This is a genomic window from Chryseobacterium sp. CT-SW4, assembly GCF_048572715.1.
Taxonomy (GTDB): Bacteria; Bacteroidota; Bacteroidia; order Flavobacteriales; family Weeksellaceae; genus Chryseobacterium.
Map to the genome: position 1 here is coordinate 709306 of NZ_CP183840.1, position 24697 is coordinate 734002.

Consider the following 24697-nt stretch of genomic DNA (forward strand, 5'->3'; position numbering starts at 1 on the left):
AAATATTAAAAATTTTAATCGTATATTTGTGTTTTAATTATGATTGTTCATTTATATGTAAATCTTTTGAATGTAGGGTTAAATATACGACGGTATTAAGTAATTAATCATATTCAAAAAAATGTAATAAATTTACAATCTTATAAAATAAAATAGATAAAAATAGAAGTTAAGAATAGAAATATGTGTTGATGGAGCTGTTCAGTTTTTACAATGTAGAAAATTTATTTTTGCCAGACCCACCACCAGTTCATAGATTAGATCCTACCCGATCAGGACTGAGAAATTGGGATTACAGAAAATATAAGAACAAGCTTTTCAAGATTTCGCATGTTTTTCAACTGATGAAGGAGGAAAATGGCGTTCTGCCATTCATGATAGGGTTAGCTGAAGTCTCAGGACGGAAAGTATTGGAAGAACTTGTAGAAATGCCACCTTTTAACTCGGAATATGGAATTATTCATTATAATTCCATGGATGAGAGAAAGGTAGATGTGGCTTTACTATATGACAAGAATAAAATAGAAATAATAGATTCGGATCCTATTACTTTCTTTTTTGAAATTATAGATGAAAACACAGATAATTATGACACAACTAGGGATGTACTCTATTCAAAAGTGAAATATAAAGGTGAGATTATTAATGTCTTTATCGCGCACCTTCCCTCAAAGCGGGAGAAAGATATTAATGAACCCAAAAGAGCCTTTATCCTGAAAGAAATCAGGGAAAAGATTTTGAAGATAGTGTATGAAGATAAGGAAGATGTGATATTGTGTGGTGATTTTAATGAAAACCCAGATGATGAAAAATTGATGAAAATTGTCTATGGTGATAACCATATGAAAATGTTGGAAAACCCTTTTCTGACGTTGTTTTCTGCAAGAAACTATTCTACTTTTCATTATAAATCTGGACTCTTGTATGACCAGATCATATTATCCAAATCTTTTTTTGAAGGAAATAAAACTCTGTCTTTTCAGGAAGCCTGTGTATTCAGCTCTGAGAAGATTAGCAGCAGAGACAGGAAATTTGAGGGACGCCCCTTCCGAACGTATGCCGGCACACGGTATTTGGGAGGATACAGCGACCACTTTCCTGTGTATGTGAAATTTAAGAGTGGATAAAAAGAAAAAAGCAAAACATAAATATAAAAAAGTAGAGAATGAAAAATTCAAGCAACACCAGTTATCATTTAGATTCGATCGACAAAGAAATTATTTACATGTTGATGGACAATGCTAAAACCTCATTAGCACACATTTCAAAAAATGTTGGAATCTCAACAACTGCCGTACACCAAAGAATTAAAAAATTGGAGCATGCAGGGGTAATAGAAAATTCCATTTCTTTCCTGAATCCTAAAAAAATAGGATATAAGGTGATATCGTATATCGGTGTATTCTTAGATCAGCCAAGCCATTATCCTGAAGTAGTTAAAGCATTACAGGATGTCAATGAAGTGGTTGAAGCTCATTATACAACAGGTAATTATACGATCTTCCTTAAAGTTTTATGTAAAGACAATGATCATTTGATGCAGATTCTGAGCAAACTCCAAAAGCTAAAAGGAGTGACAAGAACAGAAACTTTCATATCTTTGGAGCAAGGTATTTACAGACAACTTAAAGTATAATGATATGAATATTGCTCAATATTTGGATTCAACCTATCTAAAAACTCCTTTACAATCAGGTCTCACCGGAGAAGAAACTCTTAAAAAGGATGAGGAACTGGCTCAGGAAGCTGCTGATAACGGAATTTTTGCGGTAATGATCCGGCCGGATTATGTATTTGAAATTAAAAAATTTCTGAAGGAGAAGAATTCAAATGTTGTAGTAGGTACTGTCATTGGGTTTCATGAAGGAACCTATTCCGTTGATGAAAAACTGGCAGAGGCGGCAAAAGCCATACAGGATGGAGCCGACGAACTGGATTTTGTAATCAATTATAACGCCTATCTGAAAGGAAATATTGATTTAGTAAAGGATGAATTTGAAAGATGTACCGAGCTATGTCTTAAGCATGATAAAATAGCCAAATGGATTATTGAAATTGCTGCTTTAACCGATGCTCAGATTGCTGATATTACTAAAAAAATTTCCCAATGGGCAGAGGAAAAATTTTCCGATAAAGATTTACCCCATATTTTTGTAAAATCCTCTACAGGGTTTTATGAAACTAAAGAAGGAAAGCCGAACGGAGCCACATTTGAAGGCATACAGATCATGCTGGATAATGCCGGAAAACTTCCCGTAAAAGCAGCAGGTGGAGTAAGAACTCCCGAAGATGCCGAAAAAATGATTAATATGGGCGTAAAAAGAATCGGAACCTCTTCAGCGTTGGCATTGATAAACAATCAGTCAGCTTCACAAGGTTATTAATCAAGAGATAAAATCTAATAAAAAGAAAGCCATCATGCATATGATGGCTTTTATATTTTATACTTTTTCGTATTCTGAATAGAACTGCTGGGTTTCTTTAATAAGAACATCCATTTCTTCTAAAGTAAAAATCTCCAGGAATTTTTTTCTGAAGTCCTTAAAGTGAGGAATACCCCGGAAATAGTTGCTGTAATGCTGTCTCATTTCAATAAGTCCCAGTCTTTCTCCCTTCCATTCAGCACTCCATTCTGCGTGTTGACGGACCGCTTCCAAACGTTGCGCAATAGTAGGTTCCGGCAGATGTTCTCCCGTCTTGAAGAAATGTTTGATTTCGTTAAATATCCACGGATATCCAATGGCAGCACGTCCGATCATAATACCGTCACATGCAAACTTTTGCTTGTATTCCAAAGCTTTTTCCGGAGAGTCAATATCTCCGTTCCCGAAAATAGGAATTTCTATATTAGGGTTCTGTTTTATTCTGGAAATATGTTCCCAATCAGCTTCTCCTTTGTACATCTGGGCACGGGTCCGTGCATGGATCGTTAAAGCTTTGATTCCTGTCTCCTGTAAACGTTCTGCCACTTCATCAATATTAATGGAAGTACTGTCCCATCCGAGACGGGTTTTTACCGTTACCGGAAGGTGGGTAGAACTTACCACAGCTTTGGTTAGGCGCACCATAAGATCAATATCTTTTAGTACACCCGCTCCGGCACCTTTACAAACTACTTTTTTTACAGGACAGCCGAAGTTGATATCTACCAGGTCAGGATTTACCGTTTCTACAATTCTGGCAGACATAGACATCGCCTCCTCATCTCCTCCAAATATCTGAATACCTACGGGTCTTTCATAATCGAAGATGTCAAGCTTTTTCCGGCTTTTAATAGCATCACGGATCAACCCTTCGGAAGAAATGAACTCCGAATACATGAGATCCGCACCATGCATCTTGCATAAGCGTCTGAAAGGAGGATCGCTGACATCTTCCATAGGTGCCAGCAATAGCGGAAATTCCGGCAGTTGTATGTTGCCAATTTTTATCATGCTGCAAATTTACAAAATTCTGATCTTTTAACGGACAGATAATATCTATGTGAATAATCTACTATAAAATGAGATTAAACTTTAAAAGAATTTTTTAAACTTCCTTTATGACAGATATTGATTTTTTGGAAAAGATCTGGATCAGAAACTCGCTTTTACCTGCATGCTTCCGATATGGATCGTACGGTCTCCTGAGTTTCTTCCTTCATAATTAAGGTTAAGCTGCAAAAATGAATTGATCGCCTGTTGGATAAACACACTCCACACCTGGTTTTTTCCAGCTTTCAGACCATCCAGCATCTGGTTCCCTACAATACTGAAGCTATTCCCTGTAAAATTATTATTAATAAAAGAAAAGTTTCCTCTTATAGAAGTTTTCTTACGTTCCCACTGTACTGTTCCCGTAATGTCAAAGGTTTTAAGGAACTCTTCACCATCCAGCCTTTTTTTCTGACGGTAAGCGGAAGAAAGTTCTGCCTGAATGGCATCCGTAAATTTATACGTGGCTTTAGGTTTGGTTTCAATATTATTAAGCTTATAATCCCGGGTGGTAAATAGTTGGGAAGAATTTTCAATATCATGAAGAGAATTTTCCCAGTCAATCCTAAACTCTTTATTAAACCAATATCCAATATTGACAAAATGAGAAGTCTGAACCCTTTCTTCATTACTGAAATTGGCATTAACGAGATTGTCATTGGAAATAAAGCGGTAATTACCATTCCACCCCGATTGGTCGGTGGGATTGAACTGTGCCGAGGCTAATATATTTTGATTTTTAAGAATTTGATTGGCATTTTTTTCAAAAGGATTTAATACCAGAACTTTATCCTCTTTATAAAATGAGTTTTGAGAATTCAGGGAAATATTAAAATTCCAGCGCTTCAGGAATTTATTTTCAGAATTGAAAACGACAGCCGGGTTTACAAATAAAGCAAGCTGTAATTTATTTTTATTGGAAGGAATATATCGTACGGAATTGGTGTATACACGGATGTACTGGGCAAGATCGGAATATTCGGCGATCTCAAATTCATCCAGCTGCTGTACTCCATCACCATTATAATCTGTCCATTTATAAATTCCCTGTCCGTCTGTTACTTTAAGATACTGGAATTCCCTTTGTGCTTCCTGTCCGTTTCCTAATTCATAAAAAGCCTGTAAACGCATCCCGTTACGGAAAAGCTGCTGGTTATAAAGAATATTTCCCACTACAAAATCATTATTCCGGTTCATATCAACATCCTGGTTCTGATAAAAGAATTTACGGTAGTGTATTAATGCATTAAGGGTGGTTTTTTCCGTTTTAATGAGCTGGCTTTCCGCCATAATTCCCAAAATATTATTCATATTCTGAAGCCTGTTATCGCGTACGGAGTCATTATCCCTCATATAAACTTTGGCCAGCAATTTTGTTCTGAGGGTATCGCCAATCTTTTTCTGTACAAAGATTTCCTTCCAGCTGAAACTGGTAACATCCATGAGCTGGGTATCATTATACTTTTTCTCATTGTGCTCCATGCTTCCGCCCAGCGCCCAGCTTCCTTTTTTGCCGGTATATTCTGTGGAAACACCTCCTCTTATAAATTTAGTGTCCTGTAATATGGCGTTGGTGTTCAGGTAGGAGAGGTTACCTTTGGTATTGAATTTATCTTTAAGCCAGGTGAAATCCAGATCGTTTTTAATCCCTTTATAAGTGTCCTCTTCATCAAGGTAATTGACACGGTAGTTCAGGGTAGATTTATTGCTCCATTTATTAAGGAAACTGAAGATAAACCTGTTTTGAGTTTTTTGGTTAAATTCCTGGGTTAGGTTAAAATCTCTGGAAAACTCCACATCATTGATCCTGTCTAAGATGTGAAACTGCCTGTTGATGTACTGATATTCGAAGCTTGGTGTTCCTTTCCAGCTATTTTTTGTGAAAGTTTTATTTCCGAATATCCTGCCTGCATAGCCTATATTCTGATCAGAATCTTTAGAAGAAAATAAATTAAGATCATAATTACTTAATGCAATATCAGCTCCTATCTTACCATCTTTAAGCAAGAATTCTGAGTTTACTGAGAATACCTGGGATTTTTCGGGAGAAGGAAGCTTTCTTACCGCTTTATAATCTCCGGCGTTGGGACCAACATATTCAAAAACACGTCCGTTGTTGGTCGTCTGCTTCAAAATATAATCTCCGAGTGCGGTTCCGAAATAGGTGAAAGAAACCTGGTACAGCGTCTCATTAGGATCCGTAGAGAATTCATAAAAATTACCATTGGCTCCGGAAGCGAGACGATAAAGAATTTTATTCACATCATATTCCGTTACCACTCCTGAAGGAGCATACATGAGATTGGTATCATTTCCGGCATTGGCCAGAATCTGCTCATCTTCTTTAGATAAATTTAAAGATAAAGGAGCATTTTTATTATCATTCTCCATGAACCAGTTGAACCCCAGTTTCATCTTTTCTCTTCTGTGCTCGATTTTTCCCGTAAAGAGGTATCTGGAGTAATTTCTATTCGTATAATTGAAGGAAATGGTAATGAAGTTTTGCTGGAAAATAGGACGGAAACTGGTAAAGGTAACCTCTCCCGTATTATAATTGATAATATAATCCTGATTTTCCCCGCGTTTCATAAGAATACCATCAATGAAAACCTGTTCCGATCCCGAAATAATGGTAATGAACTGCTCCCCGTTTTTTCCGGTGAGACGGTAAGGTCCCTGGTTTCCTTCGATCCCCTGAAAACGTATCCTGTGAAATTCACTTCGTGCCACTCCCATGGAGACATCTACAAAGGTTTTATTTTCTTTTCCAAGCTCTGTCTGAAACTGGAGTCCCATACTACGCCGCTGGTATTTGGCGAAATAGTTTTTATCATCCAGCAGGTCCAGATGTCCGGCCCGGAGAATAGACTTATCCTTAATATTAAGCTGCATATAAATCTTATCAAACTCTTCGAGGGTCTGGGTATATCCATCCGCCTGGATAGGAAGGTTGTGATCTGAAATACTTGCTAATATGGTGACATCCTTTGAAAGTCTTCCTGAAATCTGGAGATCCATCGAACTTTGTACGGACTGTCCCTGATTATTACCGAAAGTGATACCGCGGATAATGGATCCTTTGGAATTTAATTCTCCCAGGAATCTTTTTTTATCATCTTTCATAAGGACGGCTTCATCTACAACAATTTTGTTCTTAGTCTTTACAAAATCTAAAGTATCTTTCGTAAATAAGTCCTGTTCCAGCCTTAGAGCTATGATACTGTCTTTTTTAAGGGTGTCTTCGGGGATATTCGGATTCTTCCACGAAAAGATCTGAGCATTACTAAAAAATATGCCCATAAATAGTGAAAAGAGTATTAAAGTAAAATTCCGCAAGCCCTAAAAAAAATAATTCGTAAAAATACTTAAAAAATGTTAACAATAAGTGTATAGGAATATTAACACAAAATTAATCTCATTATTGTTTCGGGTTTTGCAATCCCCATTAAATTTGTCGCATAACACTCACACCAACAACACAAAAGAAAAACAATTATGAAAAAGACTTATTTTTTAGCATTTGCATTTGCTTCTTTTTTTGCCGTCGGTCAGGTTAGTCTGACTTCTTTAGGAACGGCTTATCTTGAGGATTTTGATTCTATGGGGAATACTACTACACTTCCAGCCGGATGGTCAGCAGTAAGGGCTTCCGGATCCGGAACTCCAGGACAATCTTTAACTCCTACCGTAACGGATGGAACTGCCAATTCGGGAGGTGTTTATAATGTAGGAACAAACGGCTCTTCGGACAGGGCTTTGGGAACGATAGCTTCAGGATCTACAGTACCCGCATTGGGTGCTCAGTTCGTCAATAATACGGAAGATGCCATTGCCAGTGTTGCCATATCATTTACAGAAGAGCAGTGGAGGTCCGCCAGCAATGCCGTAGTAGAAACCGTTGCCTTTTCCTATAGTACCGACGCTACCAGCTTAACTTCCGGAACTTGGACAACGGTTACCCCTCTGGATTTGGTGGAAATATTGACTTCAAGCAGCAGCAGCGTTCCTGTAAATGGCAATTCAGAAGCCAACAGGATCAATAAATCCTACACCATTTCAGGACTGGACATTCCCGTTGGGCAAAGTCTCTTTATCAAATGGGCGGATAAGAATGAAACGGGAAGCGATGGGTTGTATGCAGTGGATGATTTTTCATTGACCCCCACGGGAAGGTCACTTGCTGTAAAGGATATACAGAAATCAAAAACTGATTTTGTCAGAAATACTTTTGTTCAGCATGGAGAAATTATTTTTGGACCTGGAGTTAGTACCATCCGGATCTACGACAACCTGGGAAAGATTGTAAAAGAATCAGCTTTAAAAGTAAACAAGAAATTAAATATTTCTGAGCTGCCAAAAGGAAATTATCTCGTGACAGGAATAATTAACAATAACCCTGTTTCTCAAAAAATATTGAAGGATTAAATTAATTGTGAGTTTTTTATTATTAAAACGGCTGTATATATATGCAGCCGCTTTTATTTTAATACCATCCGCGTCTGGCTGCGTTAATGATAGCTCCCAGATTAAGAACCAATGTATACCGGATCCGTTTGGCGTAATCTTTAAAAGAAGGTTCAAAGCCTAAAGAAGATTGGATGGGAAAATATATTTCAAGGAAATCGGGAATCAGTCTTACCTTAATGCCGCTGTCCCAAATAAATTCGGTAGAAGCATGTTTATTTTTATAGATACCTGCATCGGCATATACGTGGAAAATTTTCCATACGCTGGAATCTACATTGAAAGAGGTAATCCACTGGTTTACACTTCCAGGTATAAAAGATTTAAAGCCTCCGTCGGCAAGAATAAACTGCTGGGATAAAATACCCCCTGTTGCACTTTCTCCCAAAAGACTGTATGAAAAGGAATAATTGGAAACCCTGGAAATACCATAGTTAAATGTACTGTTACGGGTATCATTATTAATGAAATATCCTGCAAATAACCGTAGGCTTAACTTCTGCTTGGGTGCAAATTCCCATCGGTAGAAGCCTTCTGCTGTAATTTTATTAAAATCTTTCATCCCCTGCGCACTGATGCTAAAGCTTTTCTCATGGATCATCTGATTATCCGAATAACCATAGCCTGCACTCCACAGATTGTATCGTGAATAATCACTGTTTGCTGCCATCAGCGGACTCAGATCTCTTTCAAAATAATTGTAGGAAAGGCTGATCCCTCTGCTCACAGTACTTCTCGGATTTTTTCTGAAATTAATATTGGAAAAGACAGATGCTTTCCGGTAAGCAAGGTCATAATCATAATGGAAATAAGACCCCGAAACTCCAAAAGTAAGGCTTCTTATTATACTTTCAGCAGGTAAAATGGAGTAGGATACTGCCCCTGAACCGGTAAGTTTTCCCGTTCCAGAGCTATACATTGGGGTAAGGGAATACAAAAACTTCTGCTCAAATAAAGACTGGTTTTTCAGGTTGATTCCGAACAGAAACTTATCATATGTATTATTAAAGCGTATTCTTGGGCTTATATAAATTTCATTGTATTCGGGATTGGGAATATCTTTTAAGAATTTCAGCTTAATTTTCTTGGTATTTGAAAATATTCCTTTCGTATAGAGGAAGTTATCCCTGTATTTGGATTCAGGAAAGATAAAATCATCATTCAAAGTTATTTTATAAATATCCAGAGCAGGAATTGCAACGGTTTTGATGTGCTCATTCTCGGGAGTTTCCACCCAATAAGACTTTGTACTGCCGTCTCTGGTTTGGGCTTCCAATTTTACCGGAATATCAAGCGGAGTATTTTTATAGATTTTAACATGCAAAGAGTCTTCTCCGCGTTTAAAGTTTTTTAGCTTAAAATTAACCCTGTTTTTCTGCTGAAAGAACGAAGACAGATAGTCGGCAGACTTTTCTTTTTCTGCAAGCTCCTTTAAAAAGTCATGCGGCTGAACCTGCTTATCATTATTTTTAGCAATATAATTTTTAGCAACCGTTTCAAACTTTTCGGTTCCCATTTTATCCGCAGAATAATTGAACAGGCTTCCGGTTTCAAAACTGCTTATAGCCATTTCATTGAAATTACTCAGAACGGTATATTCCGAATTGATCTTTTGGTCAAGATTCTGAGCCATGATATACTGATAGGCTAGGCCGTAGCGGTCTAACAGGTTTACTCTGGACGCATGAAACAGCTTTAAAGGCTTGATTCCGAAAATCCTCGTTTCCGGTAAGCTACCCAATAATTTGGTGTCTGGATAGAATTTTTTCAGATACTGGATTTCAAGATAAGATTTTAAACCGTTTTTAAACCAGTGATTATCCTGTTTATCTGTGATGATACTTTCATCCAGCACTTTTTTGGCAATGATCCCAAAATAATCCATGTCTATTTTCTCGGCAGCAGAAAAGAGCTGAAATCTGAATTTCCAGAAATTAATGTCATTATTACCGAAGAAATCTTCCTTATCCCGGAATTTATTAGAGATGAAGAGTTTTTGGGGAATGGAGCCAATTTTATCCTTAACAAAGCTTAGATGGAGCGGAAGATAAAATTCCAGGTTTTCTTTGTCCTGAGGACTCAGGTTATACCCGAAGCTCACCTGCGTTTGGATATCTTTGGTATTGATTGTTATGGAAGGATATTCCTGGGTGGAAATTAAAAACTCAGGATCAGAGTTCAGATATCCTCTGAAAGAATGAGCTTCTGTTTTAGGAAGTCCGCTTTCAATAAAATAATCCGGGGGCAGGTCAAAGTTTACATTCCAGTAAGTATTGAAGCTTACAGATTCTTCAATATCGTAATAAACTTTTTTAAAAGTATTGTCAGGGTCAAAATGATCGGGAACCAGGAAGAAATATTTTAAAGCAATATTTTTTTCAGAGATTCCGTATCCTGTAAATTTTTGATCCGGAAGCTGGATCTGGTATTGAAGTTCCAGCTGAGTGCTTTCACCCGGCCTTAGCGGTTCCGAAAGGGGAATGTAGATATTTTCATCAGAAAGATTGGAAACAGAAGCGGAATCCTGTATGTTTTTCACTTCCAGCTGCAATAGTTTACCTAATTGTTCGGGCTTAGCAAAATGAAGATCACTATTCCTGTCTTCCAGTTTTCTGTAAACCAGAGAGGTTCCTCTTTTGTTATAGGCTGAAACCCAGTTTAAAAGCTTAATGGCCTTTAAATCATTTTCCGAATTGTTAAAATAAACGAGCCTCTGGCTGATATTCAGAACTTTTTTATCTTCTGAGAACTGTACATTTATAGATATACTATCCTTTTGTGCAGCGATCTGCACAAATCCCCAAAACAGAATAAAACAAAAACTAATCTTTTTCAAAATTGTGATAAAGCATCAAATATAGATTATTTTGAATAGATTTTCTGTTAATTAACTCTGAATTATGCTTTTTTGCATAGAATTTAAATAAGCATTCCATCCTTCGCTTTTATAAGCAATTGCAGCTTCTTCAGGATTGTCTGATTTATAAATTCCACGACCTACAATGATAAAGTCCGTATGAAGGTTTTTGAACACATGCTCAGGGGTATTATACTGTTGTCCTTTACCGTCTCCTGAATCGGCAAGATTAACGCCGGGAGTAAATAATAAAATTTCCTGAGGGATTGGGTTTTGAGATACTCCTCCAATTACGTTGGGATGGGATAAAGCCACTTTAAGGGCTTCCTCACGGTAGTTATTGGTCGTTAAAGTACCTTTGGAGGACATTCCTATAATAGCTACTACTCCAACATTGGTAAAGCAGTCTAAAGATTCAAAGCCACCGATCACCTGGGAAGTAACAAAATTCGCCCATTGGGTAATTTTGAAAACACCACTGGTGAATTGCAGCTCCTGGGTATTCCCGATATCTGCAAACTTTCTGTCTTCCATCAGCAGGAATTGGTGTTTGGCAGCCAATTCTTTAAGCGGGACAATTGTTTTGTCGTACTCAAAATCGGAAATAATATCTATATGGGTTTTAAGAGCGATAATATGAGGACCTACCTTATCGGCAAGTTCTAATAATTCTTTGGTAGTAGTAACGTCTGCGGAAGCAATAAGGTTGGAGCTTTTTGCCAGTGCGGTTTCCAATAATTTTTTTGATACGGAATGCTGGGCATGTTTTAATTTTTGCTCATAAGAAAGTCTGGTTTTTTCTTCAAACTGAATATGATTTCCAGCCAAAAAGTCATGAATCCTTTTTACTTCATCATCGCTAAGTTCTCCATTTTCCTGAAGAATAGTACATACCTCACGGATGTTAAATAAGGTATGAACACGGTAACCTTTACTTTCTAGCAATTCTTTTCCTCCCTGTTCCCTGTCCAGCACCACCACAATGTCGGCTACTTTAATATCTTCCTGCTCAACTTCTGCAATAGTTTCTAATAAAGATTTTCCGGAAGTGATGACATCTTCTACCAAAAGACAGTTTTGCCCTTTTTGGTAAATTCCTTCGATCATTTTTTTGGTACCGTAATTTTTGGCTTCTTTTCTTTTGATGATCAACGGAATATAGCTTTCCAAAGACATAGCGGTTGCCATCGGAAGAGCAGCGTAAGGAACCCCGCAGATCAAATCGAAATTATCCAGTGGAAGCATTTCCAATAAATAATTGGCTAAGTTTTTTAAGATTTTGGGATCTGAGGCAAGAGGTCTTAAATCTACATAAAAAGGGCTTTCAATCCCGCTTTTTAAGGTAAACCTCCCGAATTTGATGATGCCTAATTTATAGCACTCCAAAAAGAATTCTTTTTTACTTTCCATTGTTTTTTATTAGATGTTGCAAATTTAAGGATTTGAAATAAGGCTTAAAAATTAAAAACCTCATTTTATAAATAAAAAGACCATTTCAATAGAAATTAAAATGGTCGGATGGATATTTTTTTTAATTATTTTACAATTTGAGCTTCAATAATCTTAGTGCCCTTTCGCTGTGCTTCCCAAAGCAGGAACTTATCCACTTCTTTGATCAGTTTAGGAATGGTAAGATATAAGACGGCCAAATCATCCAGAACTCCCACTACGGGAACCGCAATTTCGGGAAGAAGGTCTATCGGAGAGGCCACATACAGAAGACCTAATAAAGGTAGGATAATATCTATGGATTTTACAGGATAGATACCTCTTTTCCAATATTTGACCATTCTGAAGATATCAGGTATTTTTTTTACAAAACCTTTATGGCTGATAGCTTCTTTCGCGAGATTTAACTTTGAATATTTCATTGTTTGTGTTTGGTTATGAATTTCTTAACTCAACAAAATTCACAAAATCTGTACCAACAAATTATAAATTTAAGTTAAAAATTATTTCGTCACCGTATCAATAAACCGGTATGAGGAATCGCTGCTCCAGTCTTTATAGGCATCTTCCTTTAAAAGTATTCTCCCGTTCTTATCCAGAAGGAAAGTGGTAGGAAAGGCTTTAGGAAGAAGCTTTTCGGAAATAGGGCTTTGAGCAATGTAGACCGGAACATTATAATTATTTTCCTGAAGGAATTTTCTTACGGCCGCTTCTTCATCTTTCATTGCTATCAGCACGAAATCCAGTTTATCCTTTCTTGTGTCATATAGTTTTTGAATTGTCGGCCATTCTTTCCTGCACGGAGGACACCATGTTCCCCAGAAGTTTAGAAAAACCGGCTTATCCTTAAAGTTTTTCAGATTGGTGCTGGGAACGTTGATTCCCTGCAGGTCAATATCATAATCGGTTTCACTTACCGTTACGGCATTTTCGATAGTAGCTACGGGAAAAAACTGATCACCTAGGAATTTTCGGACTCCCGGAATAAGTAATGCCCCACCTACAATAATGACCAATACAATAAAAACTATATTTTTTTTCATAGTAATTCTAAGATTTCTTGAATGGCATCTTTGCCTCTGTTTTTTGCATAATATACCTGCAGATCATTGTAAAACTGCTCTCTCGGGTAAGCTTCAGGATCTGCTTTGAACTTCAGTAAAAGATCATGTCCGTATTGAGGACGTGGTCCCCATGAATTTATAACATTAAATTCCTTATCAAGAATGATTATTTTTGGGATGGATTGGGTTCCATTGGTCTGGAACTGATCGATCAGGCTGGTATCGCTGTCTCTCAGGAATATTTTAACATCATTATTTCCTTCAAAGAATTTAACAACAGCAGGTACGGTAGCGCTGGCATCACCACACCAAGGTTCGGAAATGATAAGTATTTTTCCGTCAAAGTTTTTTGACTTTAAAATACGGAGCTGTTCTTCATCGGCAGAAAACTTGCTTAAGGCTCTCTCCATCCTTTGAACGCCTAATTCATAATAAGGCTTATATTCCTTATCTTTTTCATTCTCCGGATTTTCTAATCTTTGTTTTCCTGTGTTGAAATATTCTTCAAATGTAATTGAGCTTTCCCAATATTTTTTCATAAATGTGTTTTAAAAATTGTTATAATTTCTCGTTTTGTTGATTAAAAATAAATCGGCTAAGACAAAAGCAGCCAATGCTTCCACCACCGGCACTGCTCTTGGCAGAACACATGGGTCATGTCTTCCTTTTCCTTCTACAATAGCTGGGTTTCCTGCTTTGTCTACACTTTCCTGAGGACGTAAAATAGTAGCGATAGGCTTAAAAGCTGCTCTGAAATAGATGTCCATTCCATTGGAAATTCCACCCTGGATTCCACCTGAGAGATTAGTCTTTGTGCTGAAATCTGTGTTGAAGGCATCATTATGTTCTTTTCCTGTCATTTTGGCTCCGCAAAAACCGCTTCCGTATTCAAAACCTTTGCAGGCGTTGATGTTGAGCATAGCTTTTCCCAATTCTGCCTGAAGTTTGGAAAATATAGGTTCTCCGATTCCCACAGGAACATTTTTGATGACACAGGTAATGGTGCCTCCGATAGTATTGCCTTCTTTTTTGATTTCCTTGATCCTGGCAATCATTTTCTCGGCTGTTTCCGGATCCGGACAACGGACTTCATTGCTTTCGGTTTTCGAAAAGTCTAAAGCCTGGTAAGGTTTTTCACAGAAAATTTCCCCCACGGAAGATACATAGGCATTGATTTCAATCTCGGGCAGAAGTTGTTTGGCTAAAGCACCCGCCACTACCCAGTTGATCGTTTCCCGTGCTGAAGATTTTCCACCTCCGCGGTGATCTCTGATCCCAAACTTCTGGTCATAAGTAAAATCAGCATGGCTCGGCCGGTAAGCATTGGCAATATGATCATAATCTTTTGATTTCTGATTTTCATTTTCAATGATAAAGCCAATAGGAGTACCGGTGGTTTTCCCTTCAAAAATTCCTGAAAGAAATTTAACCGTGTCGCTTTCTTTCCGTTGGGTAACGATGGCTGACTGACCGGGTTTTCTTCGATCCAGCTCATACTGTACCTTTTCAAAATTGATTTCCAGACCTGCCGGAAAATTATTAATGATTCCGCCGTAAGCCAGACCATGACTTTCACCAAATGTCGTAAGACTGAGAAGATTACCTAAACTATTAAACATGATGCAAAATTACCGTTTTTTCTTTAGATAATAAAGCGATGAGATTTGTTCTATTGATAAGAAACGTTGATGCTATGAATAACCTTTTTCAACTCGGCTTTTTCATGGTCATTCAGCCTTTTCCAGATGAATCCTTTTCCTAAGTCATTTTTATCAATGGGCTGCGGAAAAATCCCCGCTTTATCATAATCAAATATATAGCCGGAAGAAATAGCTGGCAGAGGAGTATCAAAGTTGTAAGGATATTTTTTTGAAACCTTGAACTGGAGCTCACCGACACGGAAGGTCTGATAGGTATTGTACTTGTACGAAGAAGGTTTGTAAAATTGAGTGGCTTCAAATTTTCCCATGAATTTTCCCAGTTTGAAACTCGGAACATACTGCTGTAGTAAACCTGGAAAGGTAAGGGTTGAGATCAAAACAAAACTCAATACCGAAAATAATGCAATGGATATCCTTTTGGAGAATGCTTCAAAAAACAGGACAAAAAATATGACAAAAAATACATCGGTAAAGAATCTGTATTGAGCGGAAAAAAGGATGACCAGTATGCTTTTTATAACCAGTGATATACAAATAATGGTAATGATCCTGTTTTTTTTGATTATGGAATAAATGATAAAAACCAAAAGACTTATCATTAAAAGAATATTGATTTTTGATTTTATTCCTTTCAGCAGCAGCCAGTTTTTGATATAATCCCATTGTGAAAAATGCCGTATCTGTTCATAGGTATACTGCATATCATAGGTTTTCCGGATGGCATATTCCGATGAGGTCTGTAATATTTCGGCATTAGGTTTCCAGCTGATCCCCATATCTCCGATTGTAACAGGAAAGACAGGATATCCGAAAGTCCAGATATTTTTAAAGAAAAATAAAAGCAGAAGGGCAATGCCCGGTAAAAAGTTTCCGGGAGCTGATCTTATAATGAGAGCCGAATACAGAAAACTGACCAGGGGAAGCCAAATCATCGTCGGTTTTATAATGAATACAAAGATGGAAAAAGTAAATAGGAGAGAGCTCCTGGTGTTTCCTGAAAGTATTTCGCTAAGAATGAATAATGAGAAAATAAATACGGGCAGATCCGGGCTGGGTGACTGGGAAAATAGAAGCATAGCCGGAAGAAAGCATAGATGAATCCATTGACGCTTTTCAGTAATATAGAAGATGTAAATAATAAGTAAAACCGTGTTGATCCTTAAAGAAGGATCGACGAGATGTGAAAATCCTGCCTGGAATATATGCCATACCGACATTTGTCCCAAAATAAGATCTAAATTGGAAATCCCCTTAACGAGCCCATATTCCCTGAGCCATTGAATGCTCGGAACGTAATAACCGAAATGATCCAGGATGAAAGGGTAAAAGGAGCCGCAAAATAAGGTCAGCAGGCTGGTACAGAGGATAATCAATCTGTTTTTTTGCAGGAGATGATAAAGATCTTTATACAATCCGGCTTTTACGAAATAGGTGAGCCCTGCAAGGATGGTGACAACTTCAATATATATACTTAAAGGAGTAAAAAAAGCCAGTACGGTCCATAGAACACTTATTCCCATAATTCCTGAAAAAAGTTTTCCTGAGACGCCGTTATATAAAGTTCCCGCTATATTTTCCGTGATCTTTCCCAGTCCTATAAGGGTGGGAATAATAATGATCACTGAAATAAGAATTAATATCATAAAAAAAGATTGCCTAAAATTAAGCAATCTTTTATTCTTTTTATATATAATAAACTATTTAGGTTGGACTCTGCCGTCTTTTCGGTCCTGAGAACGTCCGATGGTATATCCCGTGGCTCCTCCTGCAATTCCCCCGATCACTGCACCAAGACCTCTGTTTTTACTGCTTATGATAGCTCCGGCAGCTGCTCCACCTACAGTACCGATAATAGTTCCTTTGGCTGCTTTACTCATCCCTTTTTTCCGGGTAGTTGACTCTTGTGTGGAAGTATTGCTGGCATAGCCTGTATTATTAGAACTGTTTGAGGACACTTCACGGTCTCTGTATACCGTTCTGGTAGTGGTATTATTGCTGGAATGCTTAGCAGATGCATTTTTTGCTTTTTGGGCAATGCTGTCTGTCTTCTTTTGAAGTTCATAGGCCATTTTCTCTTTTTCAATAGCCAGTTTTTGTTTTTCTATTTCCAGCTGTCTGGATTGAAAATCAAGCTTTTGCTGTTCTAAAGATTTTTCGGAAAGCTGGTCATTTTTCTTACAGGCTGCTAAAGTGATAACCGATAACAGACCTGTTATTATTATATTCTTCATAATTCAAATTTTTAATAAGGATATTCGTTTTAAAAAACGTATATGGGTTGTATTTTCAATTATAAAGCCAAGCTAATGTTAATCAATGTTAAAAATGTTTAAAATTTAAATACTATCTTTTATTCCTTTAAGTAATAAATAATGAATAGGAAGGCTGTTACTCAATGTATGCCGTAGTAGAGGAGCTATAAAAAAAATTGCAAAAAAATTAGAAAAATAAATTTTAGAAATTGTACGGTACTTGATGAGGTTTTGAGTTGAAGGGAGTTGGATTAGATGTATATTTTTTAGTGATTCACTGAATGGGGTTAATCTCATATTTTCAGATGATTTCTGTCATTATCAGAAATTTTATTTCTGTAAAATATTGTCGTATATTTGAGATGAAAAAATAATTTTTTTTCATCATTTGTGTTTTATAGCCCCCTTATTTCTAGGGGGCTTTCTTTATTTTTTTATTATTTGAATCTTTTTTCTAATATTTTTAACGAAAAAAGACTGCAATCTAAGTTGCAGCCTTCTTATTTTAAAATGTGATGAAGATTTATTATAAATTAATGAGGATTAATCCCTGCTACTGCAGCTTTTTTAATAGCCCATGCAACAGAATTCATTTCTAAAATGGCGTTGTAAACATATTGTGGAGTATATCCGTAATATTTTGTTTTTGGAATCCCCGAATTATAGATAGACGGCCATCCTCTTTGATCTGTGGAGGATGCAGTAGAAGCTACCGAGTCTCCGAAGAAAACGAAGTTTTTGCTGTTATTGTACCATACTATCGAATATTCTGGATCTACCGTTGGCTTTCCTGCAGAGTTTGCTGCTGAAGCAATTTGAATGGAGTTTGGAGGTAATTGGGACACGATTACAGATCCTGTGGAACCGTTATCTTCTCCCCAATATTTACCGGCAGTGTTTCCAAAAGGTCCGTTAACGATTTCATCATCCTGAAGATTGTTAATAGGATATGCATTATCATCTCCCTGAGTTCCGGCTATCTGGTTTTGTGCCGTGTTTACTCCGAATATACCGTTGAGCATGATATTCGCCTGTGCATAGTTGCTGTCTGTGGTTCCATAAATTAAAACTCCTCCATTATTTACATAATTATTTAATTCTGTTGACAATGCGGTGGTTGGAGCTGCTCCGTAAGAGAAATAGAGAATAATATCTGGTTTCGCCATTGTTGCGGAAGTAAGATTATTTAAGGCGGTAGCAGCATTTGTAGTACTCCATAGCTGAGTTAAGCTTACGATTTTTACCGTCCCGTTAGTCCCGAAATTGGTAGAGGAATTAAGAGCTGCAAGTCTTTGGGAAGAAGCCCACGAATAATCTCCCGTACCGATGATAGCGTAGGTCATAGGAGGAAGGGTAACTGATACTACTGCCGTACAGCTTGCCTGGCCACCCACCGTATTGGATGTTACTTCTATGTTGAAATTACTGTTCGTTGTTGGAGTTCCGCTACCTACTAATGTGATAGGATAGGTTCCGGGAGCAGTAAATGTACCGGAAGCAGCAAAAGAAATTCCATTGACAACAGGAGTTGAAATATGGTAAGATCCGACGGTGCTTACCGTTACGTTTAAAGTAATTACATTCGAACTTGTAAGGGGAGTTCCTTTAAGATAAGTTCCGTTTACCATAATGGATGCACAGTTTAAAGAGTAGCTGGCCACGTTTGTGTTTACCGTTACCTGTGTCGCACATGTATCTGTAGACCCAGAGGAAGTGATGGTAAAATCGTCTATTTGAGCGTTTACGGGGATGCCCTGTCCGTATAATTTTACAGTCTGTGTGCCTGTTGCCGTAAAGACTCCCTGACCTACGAAAGAATATCCGTTATCATTATTGGGAGTGGCGATAATAGTGTAAGAGCCTGGTTTGGTCACATTTACAATCTGAATAGAAATGTAGTTGCTTTCAGTAAGCTCAGATTCTTTGATGTAGGTACCTTTTACCTGAATGTTGTTACCGCAATCGAAGGTGAATTTAGCATTTCCCATATTACCACATACGCTTTTCCATTCACCTTCTTCATTGTTCCAGTAATTGTAACAATCTTCGCTGGTGTTGTAGATCATTAAGCTGTTTTCGGTGGCAGCAGGAGCTATTGCGTCTCTTTCTGCTTCTGTAAGACGCGGAAGTATTATTCCTTTGCTTTGTACCGGATCGGTAGTTTTATTTCTTTCCGAAATGTGTAATAAAGTTTTAGTGTTAGGGGTTTCTGTATTTATTCCGACCTGTGAAAATAGATAGGACGAAAATAAAACAGTCAATAAGACCATTAAAAGTTTTTTCATCTTTAGAGATTTTAATTAAGTTATGTTTTACTGTTATTTTAGTTGAGTTGAGGTTTTATGAGGGTGGTGCGCGCCAATCCGAGGGTTTATTTTTTTTTCATCGGTTCAATGGAGTAATTGTTGTTTCTGTATTTTGCGTTTTTATTTGTTTTTAGTGTATTTTATTTATGTTTTATCTGTTTGCATATTATTATTTTTATCATTCGTCTGTTTTTATGGTTTTTAAATTTGTATATTTGCAATGTTAATGAGCTATTCTTCAAGCCTTAGATTGTGTTCTTATTTAAGCATTAACATTTATATCAGGTTTTGACTTTTTTTTGAAGATTGGAAATTCTGAACTGCAAAGTTGAGGAATAAATGAGGGTGGGGAAAGTAAGTCATAAAACCAAAATAGTAATTGTTTGTAAGTTTTGTATTTGTTTGAAAATCAATTTTTTAATTAAAACAATTACTGAAAAAATTTGTTATATCAATGAAGAATATTTTAATCTCAAAAGAGAGTGTTACGCAAATAGATGAATTAAAGAAAGAATTTGTACTCCGATACCTTGTACTGATGTTATTGATCCTGGGGTTTTATACATTAGCTTTTTATCTGGGCATTGATAACCATTTTCTTGTTTACTATTTATCAGGTGGTTTTTTATTTATTCTCTTTTTGCTGTTGTACGCATGGAAAAAACCTTTTCCCAGCATTATTAATCATGTCAGGGTTTTTCTGATTTTAGCGCCTCTGTACGATGTTTATTTTATTGTGGATTTTTTCGAGATGTCGCTCAATAATATTACATGGCTGCTTCCCATACCTTTGGCTTCCTACGTATTGTTATCAAAAAAAGATTCTGTGCTGTACAGTATATATTCTGTGCTTATTGTGGTGGTAGCCGTATTTGCTTCTTATAATATGAATTTAAATGATGGGAAATTATACCGCTCATTTTTTAATATTACTGAAATTTCAGCATTTATTTTTAATGGTTTGATTATATGGATGCTTGTTTATTATAAAGACAAGATCAAGAAGATCAGAGACATTGAAGCAGTTGCTAAAGATGATGGGCAGAAGGATAAAAAAGAAAGAATATCTTTAATAATAGATAAGGATAAAGAACAGGAATATATTGACTTTTTTGGCAGGATTGACAGCCAGATGAAAGGAGAAATGTATTTTAAAGATCCTAAATTCAGTATGTCCAAACTCTGCATTATTCTGGATACCAACAGTTCTTATCTTTCCAAAGCAATACGTACGGCAGGATATTCCAATTTTAATATCTACCTAAATAGCTTAAGGATAGAATATGTAAAAAAGCTTATCAATGAAAGTGATCTTTCCAAGGTGACCCTCATGTATATCTATACGGAAGGAGGCTTTTCCAATCAGCCTAATTTTAACAGGGTATTTAAAAAAATAGAAGGAGTCACTCCGAGTGAATATATCCAAAATCTTATTAAAGAAAAGTAGTTTTTGTCATTTATTTTCAAATGAAGTCACAAAAATAAATTTTCTTTTCTTCCTATTTAAAAAACCGAATTACTGCTCTAATTCGGTTTTCCTATTTGAACTGCTGAATTTTAAATGATGGAATAAGTATAAATCTTTGTTGACTCTTCATTATCATACAAGTACAGTCTCATTTGATATTTATTTCTCATAAATATTAATAATGAAAATACCTGATGGTGGGGTCTGAATGAAATAAAGGGGATTTTGTTTGGATAAAAAATGCCTGTAAGAAAATTTTAAATACTGTCTTTTTGTGAAAATAACATAAAATTTTAAAGTTTTTTTGGTTAAAACGTTAACGGCTTCTGTATGGTGAATAATTGGAGTTGCTCAATAGGAGGTTTTGAGTGAAAAGGAGGGGCTGCATGCGTCAAATCAAATGAAGGATAAATGAAAAAAATGGTTATGGTAAAGGAAACAGCATGTGATTATTTGATGTATACCCAATTTTAAAGAGATATTTTTGGACATTAAAAATTAAACACGTTTTTAAATGTGCAAATGAGGAGATGGAAAAAGGTACGGTGATCTCCAAAAATGTACTCTACTCACTATTCCTTTTTCTATTTTCTTTTACTTATCTAAAAACATAACAATTATAAACATAAAAATGGAAGTAAAATTAATAGAAAAGGCAATGCTTGGATTAGCCTTAGCTTTTTTGTTGTTAATGGTTTCAGAGTTTTTCTGGGGTCAAAAGATTATTTCGTGGATTTCCTTGGCAGCACTGGTGATAGAGGCGATGATTTTTATTGAATTTAAAAATAATCACTCCAATAAGAAAGTGATTTTTGCAGGAATTATATTTGTAGATATTTATTATTTTATAGTCGCTCATTATTATTCCATTGATTTTCAGTTTGTTTTGGTCTTTGGGTTTATCTTCGTATTTTCATCTATATTATTCGATAATACTAAAAGAGGGATTTTACAATTGTTAGTTACTTTTTCATTTATGATACTTATGTATCTTTTAAGAGAAAGGATATATTTTATAAAATCCACCAATATTGATGATTCTATCTATATATTAACATTAAGAATTGTGTCCTATTTTATCCTTTTTTATTTCGTACACATTACGAGAAGCTATTATATAGAAAAAAAGAACATCTTAAAACATGAAAAATCTGTAAGTCTAAAACAGGAAAAAGTGACTGCACTTCTTGAATCTGTATTAAGAAAGGACAACTCTTTTATGCCTTTGTTCCTTAATTATTATCCGGACTTCACATCGAAATTATTGGAATTAAATCCTCAACTCACTAATACGGAAATAGAAGTTTGTGCTCTTATAAAATTGGGTCTTAATACTACAGAAATTGCAGAGGCAACGAATTCTTCCTATAAGGCCATAGAATCAATAAGGTTTCGTATTCGGAAAAAGATCAATTTGCCAAAGAGGGGAAATCTGACTGTTTTTTTTAATTCGCTTTAAGCTCCGTTGGGAAATTGGATTTTTTTTAATTTAAGTTATAATTTATTGATTTTCAGTTGTGAAGGAAAACGAGGTTTTGTTAAGTAAAGTGAATAAATGAGTAAGTGATAAAAATGGGATTAATGAATGAACAAAAGGGTGAAAATTTAAGGTAAGATCCTTTTCGGGAAATAATTTTGCCGCGGATTCTTAAGGGATAATAACCATAAAGAATCAGCAGGTGAATGAAAAAAAATAAGATAATAAACATTAATAAGCAGTATGCAGGTTTCAAAATCAGTAGGCTGCTTATTTGTTTTTTATGGTTAAGTCACTTTTTTCCTGCTCAGGTTTATATCTCAAATGGGACATCCGTTACCGTGCAAAATAATACTTTCATCTCAAAGAATGAAACTCAAGAAACTACCGGGAATTTTCCACATGCTGTTATTTATATTGAAAAAGGAATATTCCTTTCAGGTTTAGAGGAATTGCATAGAGCTGAAATTACTTATGCTCCTTCTTTACCGGAAAGAAAGCAGGTATATAATAAGAAAAAGAATAAAAACAAAAGGGTAGTTTATAAGCAAAAAGCGGGTAAAAGAGAGAAAACCTTTATACAGGCAAAGAGACCGGAAATTAAAATTACTTTTATAAATGGCGATTCTTCAAAAAGCTCTTTTATACTGGAGGGTAAATATAAAATTCAAGGAATTGTATTTACAGAAAACAGAAAAAAAAGCGAGGGTATATATGTCTATACAAGGCTTGGTCTGTACATATACAAAGAGAATAATAATAAAGTAAGAGCACTTCATTTAAGCTCATATTATCAAGGAGAAGGTAATTATTTTTTTAATCCCAGACCGCCTCCCGGCCAGCGTATTACTTAGGGATAATTTATTTATAAACAAACACACATAATAATTTTAAAGAAATAATGAAAAAAAATATTTTAATATTATCAGCAGTATTATTCTCATCTTTTGCCTTTAGCCAGGTGGGTATCAATACAACCAATCCACAAGGGGTTTTCAATGTAGACGGAGCTAAAGACAATCCTGTTACAGGGATTCCTACAGCAGCTCAGCAGAGTAATGATTTTGTGGTAACTTCGTCGGGAAATATCGGAATAGGAACAGCTTCACCTAATGCTTCTGCAATTTTAGATGTAAATGTAGCAGGCTTGGCGAATGGTAATAAAAAAGGATTTCTCGGACCACAAGTGGCATTAACTTCAAATACGGATCAGACAACAATTCCTTCCCCTGCAATAGGATTATTGGTTTATAACCTGGGAACAGGAGGACTGGCATCAGAAGGTTATTTGTACTGGAATGGTGCGGAATGGGTGAGATTTTCTACGAGAGTTAGTGTTTCCCCTGCTATTGGTGAATTACAGTGTAGTACGGCATATCTGAGTCCCAAATCATATACTGCGGGTACTCCTTATACCGGAACTCTCATTGTACCTTACACGGGAGGAAACGGAGGTTCATACAGCGGAGGAACTGCAATTGCTTCTACAGGTGTCACCGGTCTTACAGCCACATTACAGCAAGGGGATTTGGAATATGGTACCGGTCAACTCGTGTATAATGTTACCGGAACTCCTTCCCAATCGAGTCCAGAATTAGCAACATTTACCATCGACTTTGGAGGGCAATCCTGTTCAGCATCTGTAGGTTCTAATTCATTAGCACGTGGTGAGTATGCTTATTACAGCGGCGGACAGCTGTTGGCAAGTACTACCGGTGTATTGTACAGCAGTACAGGAGAGGAAATGCCTTCTATTGAAGATACTTTTAGATTTGATGTTTATGCTAGCTCCAATGCGAATGGTACAGGTCCAATATCAATAATTCCAAGGGTTTATAATATTTCTAATAGCCCGAAGAAATTTTCATGGATGGGTATGACCTCGCAGGAAGGAAGAGGAGATGCCAATGTTATACTTGCGGCAGGAGGTTATCAAAATTTGGATAATGGTATGTATATGGGGTATGGTAGAAATATGGTAACAGGTGTTTCAACACCAGCAACATCCTTGTCTTACGATTCTTCCAACGAAGGATATAATTTTGATTTTATTTTTGATAATAAATGGTATAAAGTAGAAATGTCATTTACTGTTGATAATATGGATACCACGGATAATGCTGATAATATAAGAAAGTGGTATTGTAGAATTGCAAGGGTATATTAATTCTTACAAATATTTAAATAAAATAAGTTTTACATAAACGTAGGCAAGTCATCATTTAA

The 24697-nt window shown here is 36.3% G+C and carries 19 protein-coding genes; 8 read left to right on the forward strand and 11 right to left on the reverse strand.

Going from position 1 to position 24697, the window contains the following annotated elements; all coding sequences use genetic code 11:
• Positions 1 to 191 precede the first annotated feature (191 nt).
• The 3 genes from ABJ974_RS03120 to deoC are packed head-to-tail and all read left to right on the forward strand — an operon-like array spanning position 192 to position 2384.
• Positions 192 to 1127: an endonuclease/exonuclease/phosphatase family protein gene (locus tag ABJ974_RS03120; RefSeq protein WP_419869929.1), complete on the forward strand. Its 936-nt coding sequence runs from the start codon at positions 192 to 194 to the stop codon at positions 1125 to 1127.
• Between the two features lie 38 nt (positions 1128 to 1165).
• Complete coding sequence (locus ABJ974_RS03125; protein WP_419869930.1) at positions 1166 to 1636, forward strand: Lrp/AsnC ligand binding domain-containing protein; 471 nt, start codon at positions 1166 to 1168, stop codon at positions 1634 to 1636.
• Positions 1637 to 1640: 4 nt separating this feature from the next.
• Complete coding sequence (gene deoC / locus ABJ974_RS03130; RefSeq protein ID WP_419869931.1) at positions 1641 to 2384, forward strand: deoxyribose-phosphate aldolase; 744 nt, start codon at positions 1641 to 1643, stop codon at positions 2382 to 2384.
• A gap of 57 nt (positions 2385 to 2441) precedes the next feature.
• Here deoC and dusB read toward each other — a convergent pair whose 3' ends face one another.
• Both dusB and ABJ974_RS03140 read right to left on the reverse strand, forming a co-directional pair.
• Entirely contained in the window at positions 2442 to 3434 is a 993-nt protein-coding gene (dusB, locus tag ABJ974_RS03135; protein ID WP_419869932.1) for a tRNA dihydrouridine synthase DusB, read from the reverse strand.
• A 141-nt stretch (positions 3435 to 3575) separates the two neighbouring features.
• Positions 3576 to 6773 (reverse strand): hypothetical protein, encoded by a 3198-nt coding sequence (locus ABJ974_RS03140; protein WP_419869933.1) that lies wholly within the window; start codon positions 6771 to 6773, stop codon positions 3576 to 3578.
• Between the two features lie 195 nt (positions 6774 to 6968).
• Between ABJ974_RS03140 and ABJ974_RS03145 the strand changes: the two genes are divergently transcribed.
• Complete coding sequence (locus ABJ974_RS03145; protein WP_419869934.1) at positions 6969 to 7898, forward strand: T9SS type A sorting domain-containing protein; 930 nt, start codon at positions 6969 to 6971, stop codon at positions 7896 to 7898.
• Positions 7899 to 7956: 58 nt separating this feature from the next.
• Here ABJ974_RS03145 and ABJ974_RS03150 read toward each other — a convergent pair whose 3' ends face one another.
• The 9 genes from ABJ974_RS03150 to ABJ974_RS03190 all read right to left on the reverse strand — a co-directional run bounded on the left by ABJ974_RS03150 (position 7957) and on the right by ABJ974_RS03190 (position 19505).
• Positions 7957 to 10773, reverse strand: coding sequence for a gluzincin family metallopeptidase (locus tag ABJ974_RS03150; protein ID WP_419869935.1), 2817 nt, complete (start codon positions 10771 to 10773; stop codon positions 7957 to 7959).
• Positions 10774 to 10824: 51 nt separating this feature from the next.
• Positions 10825 to 12204, reverse strand: a complete 1380-nt coding sequence (gene pyrF / locus ABJ974_RS03155; RefSeq protein ID WP_419869936.1) for an orotidine-5'-phosphate decarboxylase — start codon at positions 12202 to 12204, stop codon at positions 10825 to 10827.
• A gap of 125 nt (positions 12205 to 12329) precedes the next feature.
• Positions 12330 to 12665, reverse strand: a complete 336-nt coding sequence (locus ABJ974_RS03160; RefSeq protein WP_419869937.1) for a YkvA family protein — start codon at positions 12663 to 12665, stop codon at positions 12330 to 12332.
• An 81-nt stretch (positions 12666 to 12746) separates the two neighbouring features.
• Positions 12747 to 13286 carry a TlpA family protein disulfide reductase gene (locus tag ABJ974_RS03165; RefSeq protein WP_419869938.1) on the reverse strand — a complete coding sequence of 180 codons (540 nt, stop codon included), beginning with the start codon at positions 13284 to 13286 and terminating at the stop codon, positions 12747 to 12749.
• A complete protein-coding gene (locus tag ABJ974_RS03170; RefSeq protein ID WP_419869939.1) occupies positions 13283 to 13846 on the reverse strand; it encodes a thioredoxin family protein in 564 nt (187 codons plus the stop codon). The genes ABJ974_RS03165 and ABJ974_RS03170 overlap by 4 nt, the downstream gene beginning before the upstream one ends.
• Positions 13847 to 13855: 9 nt before the next feature.
• A complete protein-coding gene (gene aroC, locus ABJ974_RS03175; RefSeq protein ID WP_419869940.1) occupies positions 13856 to 14926 on the reverse strand; it encodes a chorismate synthase in 1071 nt (356 codons plus the stop codon).
• 50 nt (positions 14927 to 14976) lie between these two features.
• Entirely contained in the window at positions 14977 to 16611 is a 1635-nt protein-coding gene (locus ABJ974_RS03180) for an LIC_10190 family membrane protein (RefSeq protein WP_419869941.1), read from the reverse strand.
• A gap of 54 nt (positions 16612 to 16665) precedes the next feature.
• The gene (locus ABJ974_RS03185; protein WP_419869942.1) at positions 16666 to 17199 is read right to left on the reverse strand and encodes a YMGG-like glycine zipper-containing protein; all 534 of its coding nucleotides are present in this window, start codon (positions 17197 to 17199) and stop codon (positions 16666 to 16668) included.
• Between the two features lie 554 nt (positions 17200 to 17753).
• Positions 17754 to 19505 carry an autotransporter outer membrane beta-barrel domain-containing protein gene (locus tag ABJ974_RS03190; RefSeq protein ID WP_419869943.1) on the reverse strand — a complete coding sequence of 584 codons (1752 nt, stop codon included), beginning with the start codon at positions 19503 to 19505 and terminating at the stop codon, positions 17754 to 17756.
• A gap of 475 nt (positions 19506 to 19980) precedes the next feature.
• Here ABJ974_RS03190 and ABJ974_RS03195 point away from each other — a divergent pair, with 475 nt between their 5' ends.
• From ABJ974_RS03195 to ABJ974_RS03210, 4 genes are all read left to right on the forward strand, one after another.
• Complete coding sequence (locus ABJ974_RS03195; RefSeq protein WP_419869944.1) at positions 19981 to 20973, forward strand: helix-turn-helix domain-containing protein; 993 nt, start codon at positions 19981 to 19983, stop codon at positions 20971 to 20973.
• A gap of 652 nt (positions 20974 to 21625) precedes the next feature.
• Complete coding sequence (locus ABJ974_RS03200; RefSeq protein ID WP_419869945.1) at positions 21626 to 22453, forward strand: helix-turn-helix transcriptional regulator; 828 nt, start codon at positions 21626 to 21628, stop codon at positions 22451 to 22453.
• A gap of 224 nt (positions 22454 to 22677) precedes the next feature.
• A complete protein-coding gene (locus tag ABJ974_RS03205; RefSeq protein WP_419869946.1) occupies positions 22678 to 23325 on the forward strand; it encodes a hypothetical protein in 648 nt (215 codons plus the stop codon).
• Between the two features lie 47 nt (positions 23326 to 23372).
• Positions 23373 to 24638: a hypothetical protein gene (locus ABJ974_RS03210; RefSeq protein WP_419869947.1), complete on the forward strand. Its 1266-nt coding sequence runs from the start codon at positions 23373 to 23375 to the stop codon at positions 24636 to 24638.
• Positions 24639 to 24697 lie beyond the last annotated feature (59 nt).

What these genes read in the sequence shown, in the direction of transcription:
- ABJ974_RS03120 (WP_419869929.1), top strand. Translation starts at nt 192, where the DNA reads ATGGAGCTGTTCAGTTTTTACAATGTAGAAAATTTATTTTTGCCAGAC.
- ABJ974_RS03125 (WP_419869930.1), top strand. Translation starts at nt 1,166, where the DNA reads ATGAAAAATTCAAGCAACACCAGTTATCATTTAGATTCGATCGACAAA.
- deoC (WP_419869931.1), top strand. Translation starts at nt 1,641, where the DNA reads ATGAATATTGCTCAATATTTGGATTCAACCTATCTAAAAACTCCTTTA.
- dusB (WP_419869932.1), bottom strand. Translation starts at nt 3,434, where the DNA reads ATGATAAAAATTGGCAACATACAACTGCCGGAATTTCCGCTATTGCTG.
- ABJ974_RS03140 (WP_419869933.1), bottom strand. Translation starts at nt 6,773, where the DNA reads ATGGGCATATTTTTTAGTAATGCTCAGATCTTTTCGTGGAAGAATCCG.
- ABJ974_RS03145 (WP_419869934.1), top strand. Translation starts at nt 6,969, where the DNA reads ATGAAAAAGACTTATTTTTTAGCATTTGCATTTGCTTCTTTTTTTGCC.
- pyrF (WP_419869936.1), bottom strand. Translation starts at nt 12,204, where the DNA reads ATGGAAAGTAAAAAAGAATTCTTTTTGGAGTGCTATAAATTAGGCATC.
- ABJ974_RS03160 (WP_419869937.1), bottom strand. Translation starts at nt 12,665, where the DNA reads ATGAAATATTCAAAGTTAAATCTCGCGAAAGAAGCTATCAGCCATAAA.
- ABJ974_RS03165 (WP_419869938.1), bottom strand. Translation starts at nt 13,286, where the DNA reads ATGAAAAAAAATATAGTTTTTATTGTATTGGTCATTATTGTAGGTGGG.
- ABJ974_RS03170 (WP_419869939.1), bottom strand. Translation starts at nt 13,846, where the DNA reads ATGAAAAAATATTGGGAAAGCTCAATTACATTTGAAGAATATTTCAAC.
- aroC (WP_419869940.1), bottom strand. Translation starts at nt 14,926, where the DNA reads ATGTTTAATAGTTTAGGTAATCTTCTCAGTCTTACGACATTTGGTGAA.
- ABJ974_RS03180 (WP_419869941.1), bottom strand. Translation starts at nt 16,611, where the DNA reads ATGATATTAATTCTTATTTCAGTGATCATTATTATTCCCACCCTTATA.
- ABJ974_RS03185 (WP_419869942.1), bottom strand. Translation starts at nt 17,199, where the DNA reads ATGAAGAATATAATAATAACAGGTCTGTTATCGGTTATCACTTTAGCA.
- ABJ974_RS03190 (WP_419869943.1), bottom strand. Translation starts at nt 19,505, where the DNA reads ATGAAAAAACTTTTAATGGTCTTATTGACTGTTTTATTTTCGTCCTAT.
- ABJ974_RS03195 (WP_419869944.1), top strand. Translation starts at nt 19,981, where the DNA reads ATGAAGAATATTTTAATCTCAAAAGAGAGTGTTACGCAAATAGATGAA.
- ABJ974_RS03200 (WP_419869945.1), top strand. Translation starts at nt 21,626, where the DNA reads ATGGAAGTAAAATTAATAGAAAAGGCAATGCTTGGATTAGCCTTAGCT.
- ABJ974_RS03205 (WP_419869946.1), top strand. Translation starts at nt 22,678, where the DNA reads ATGAAAAAAAATAAGATAATAAACATTAATAAGCAGTATGCAGGTTTC.
- ABJ974_RS03210 (WP_419869947.1), top strand. Translation starts at nt 23,373, where the DNA reads ATGAAAAAAAATATTTTAATATTATCAGCAGTATTATTCTCATCTTTT.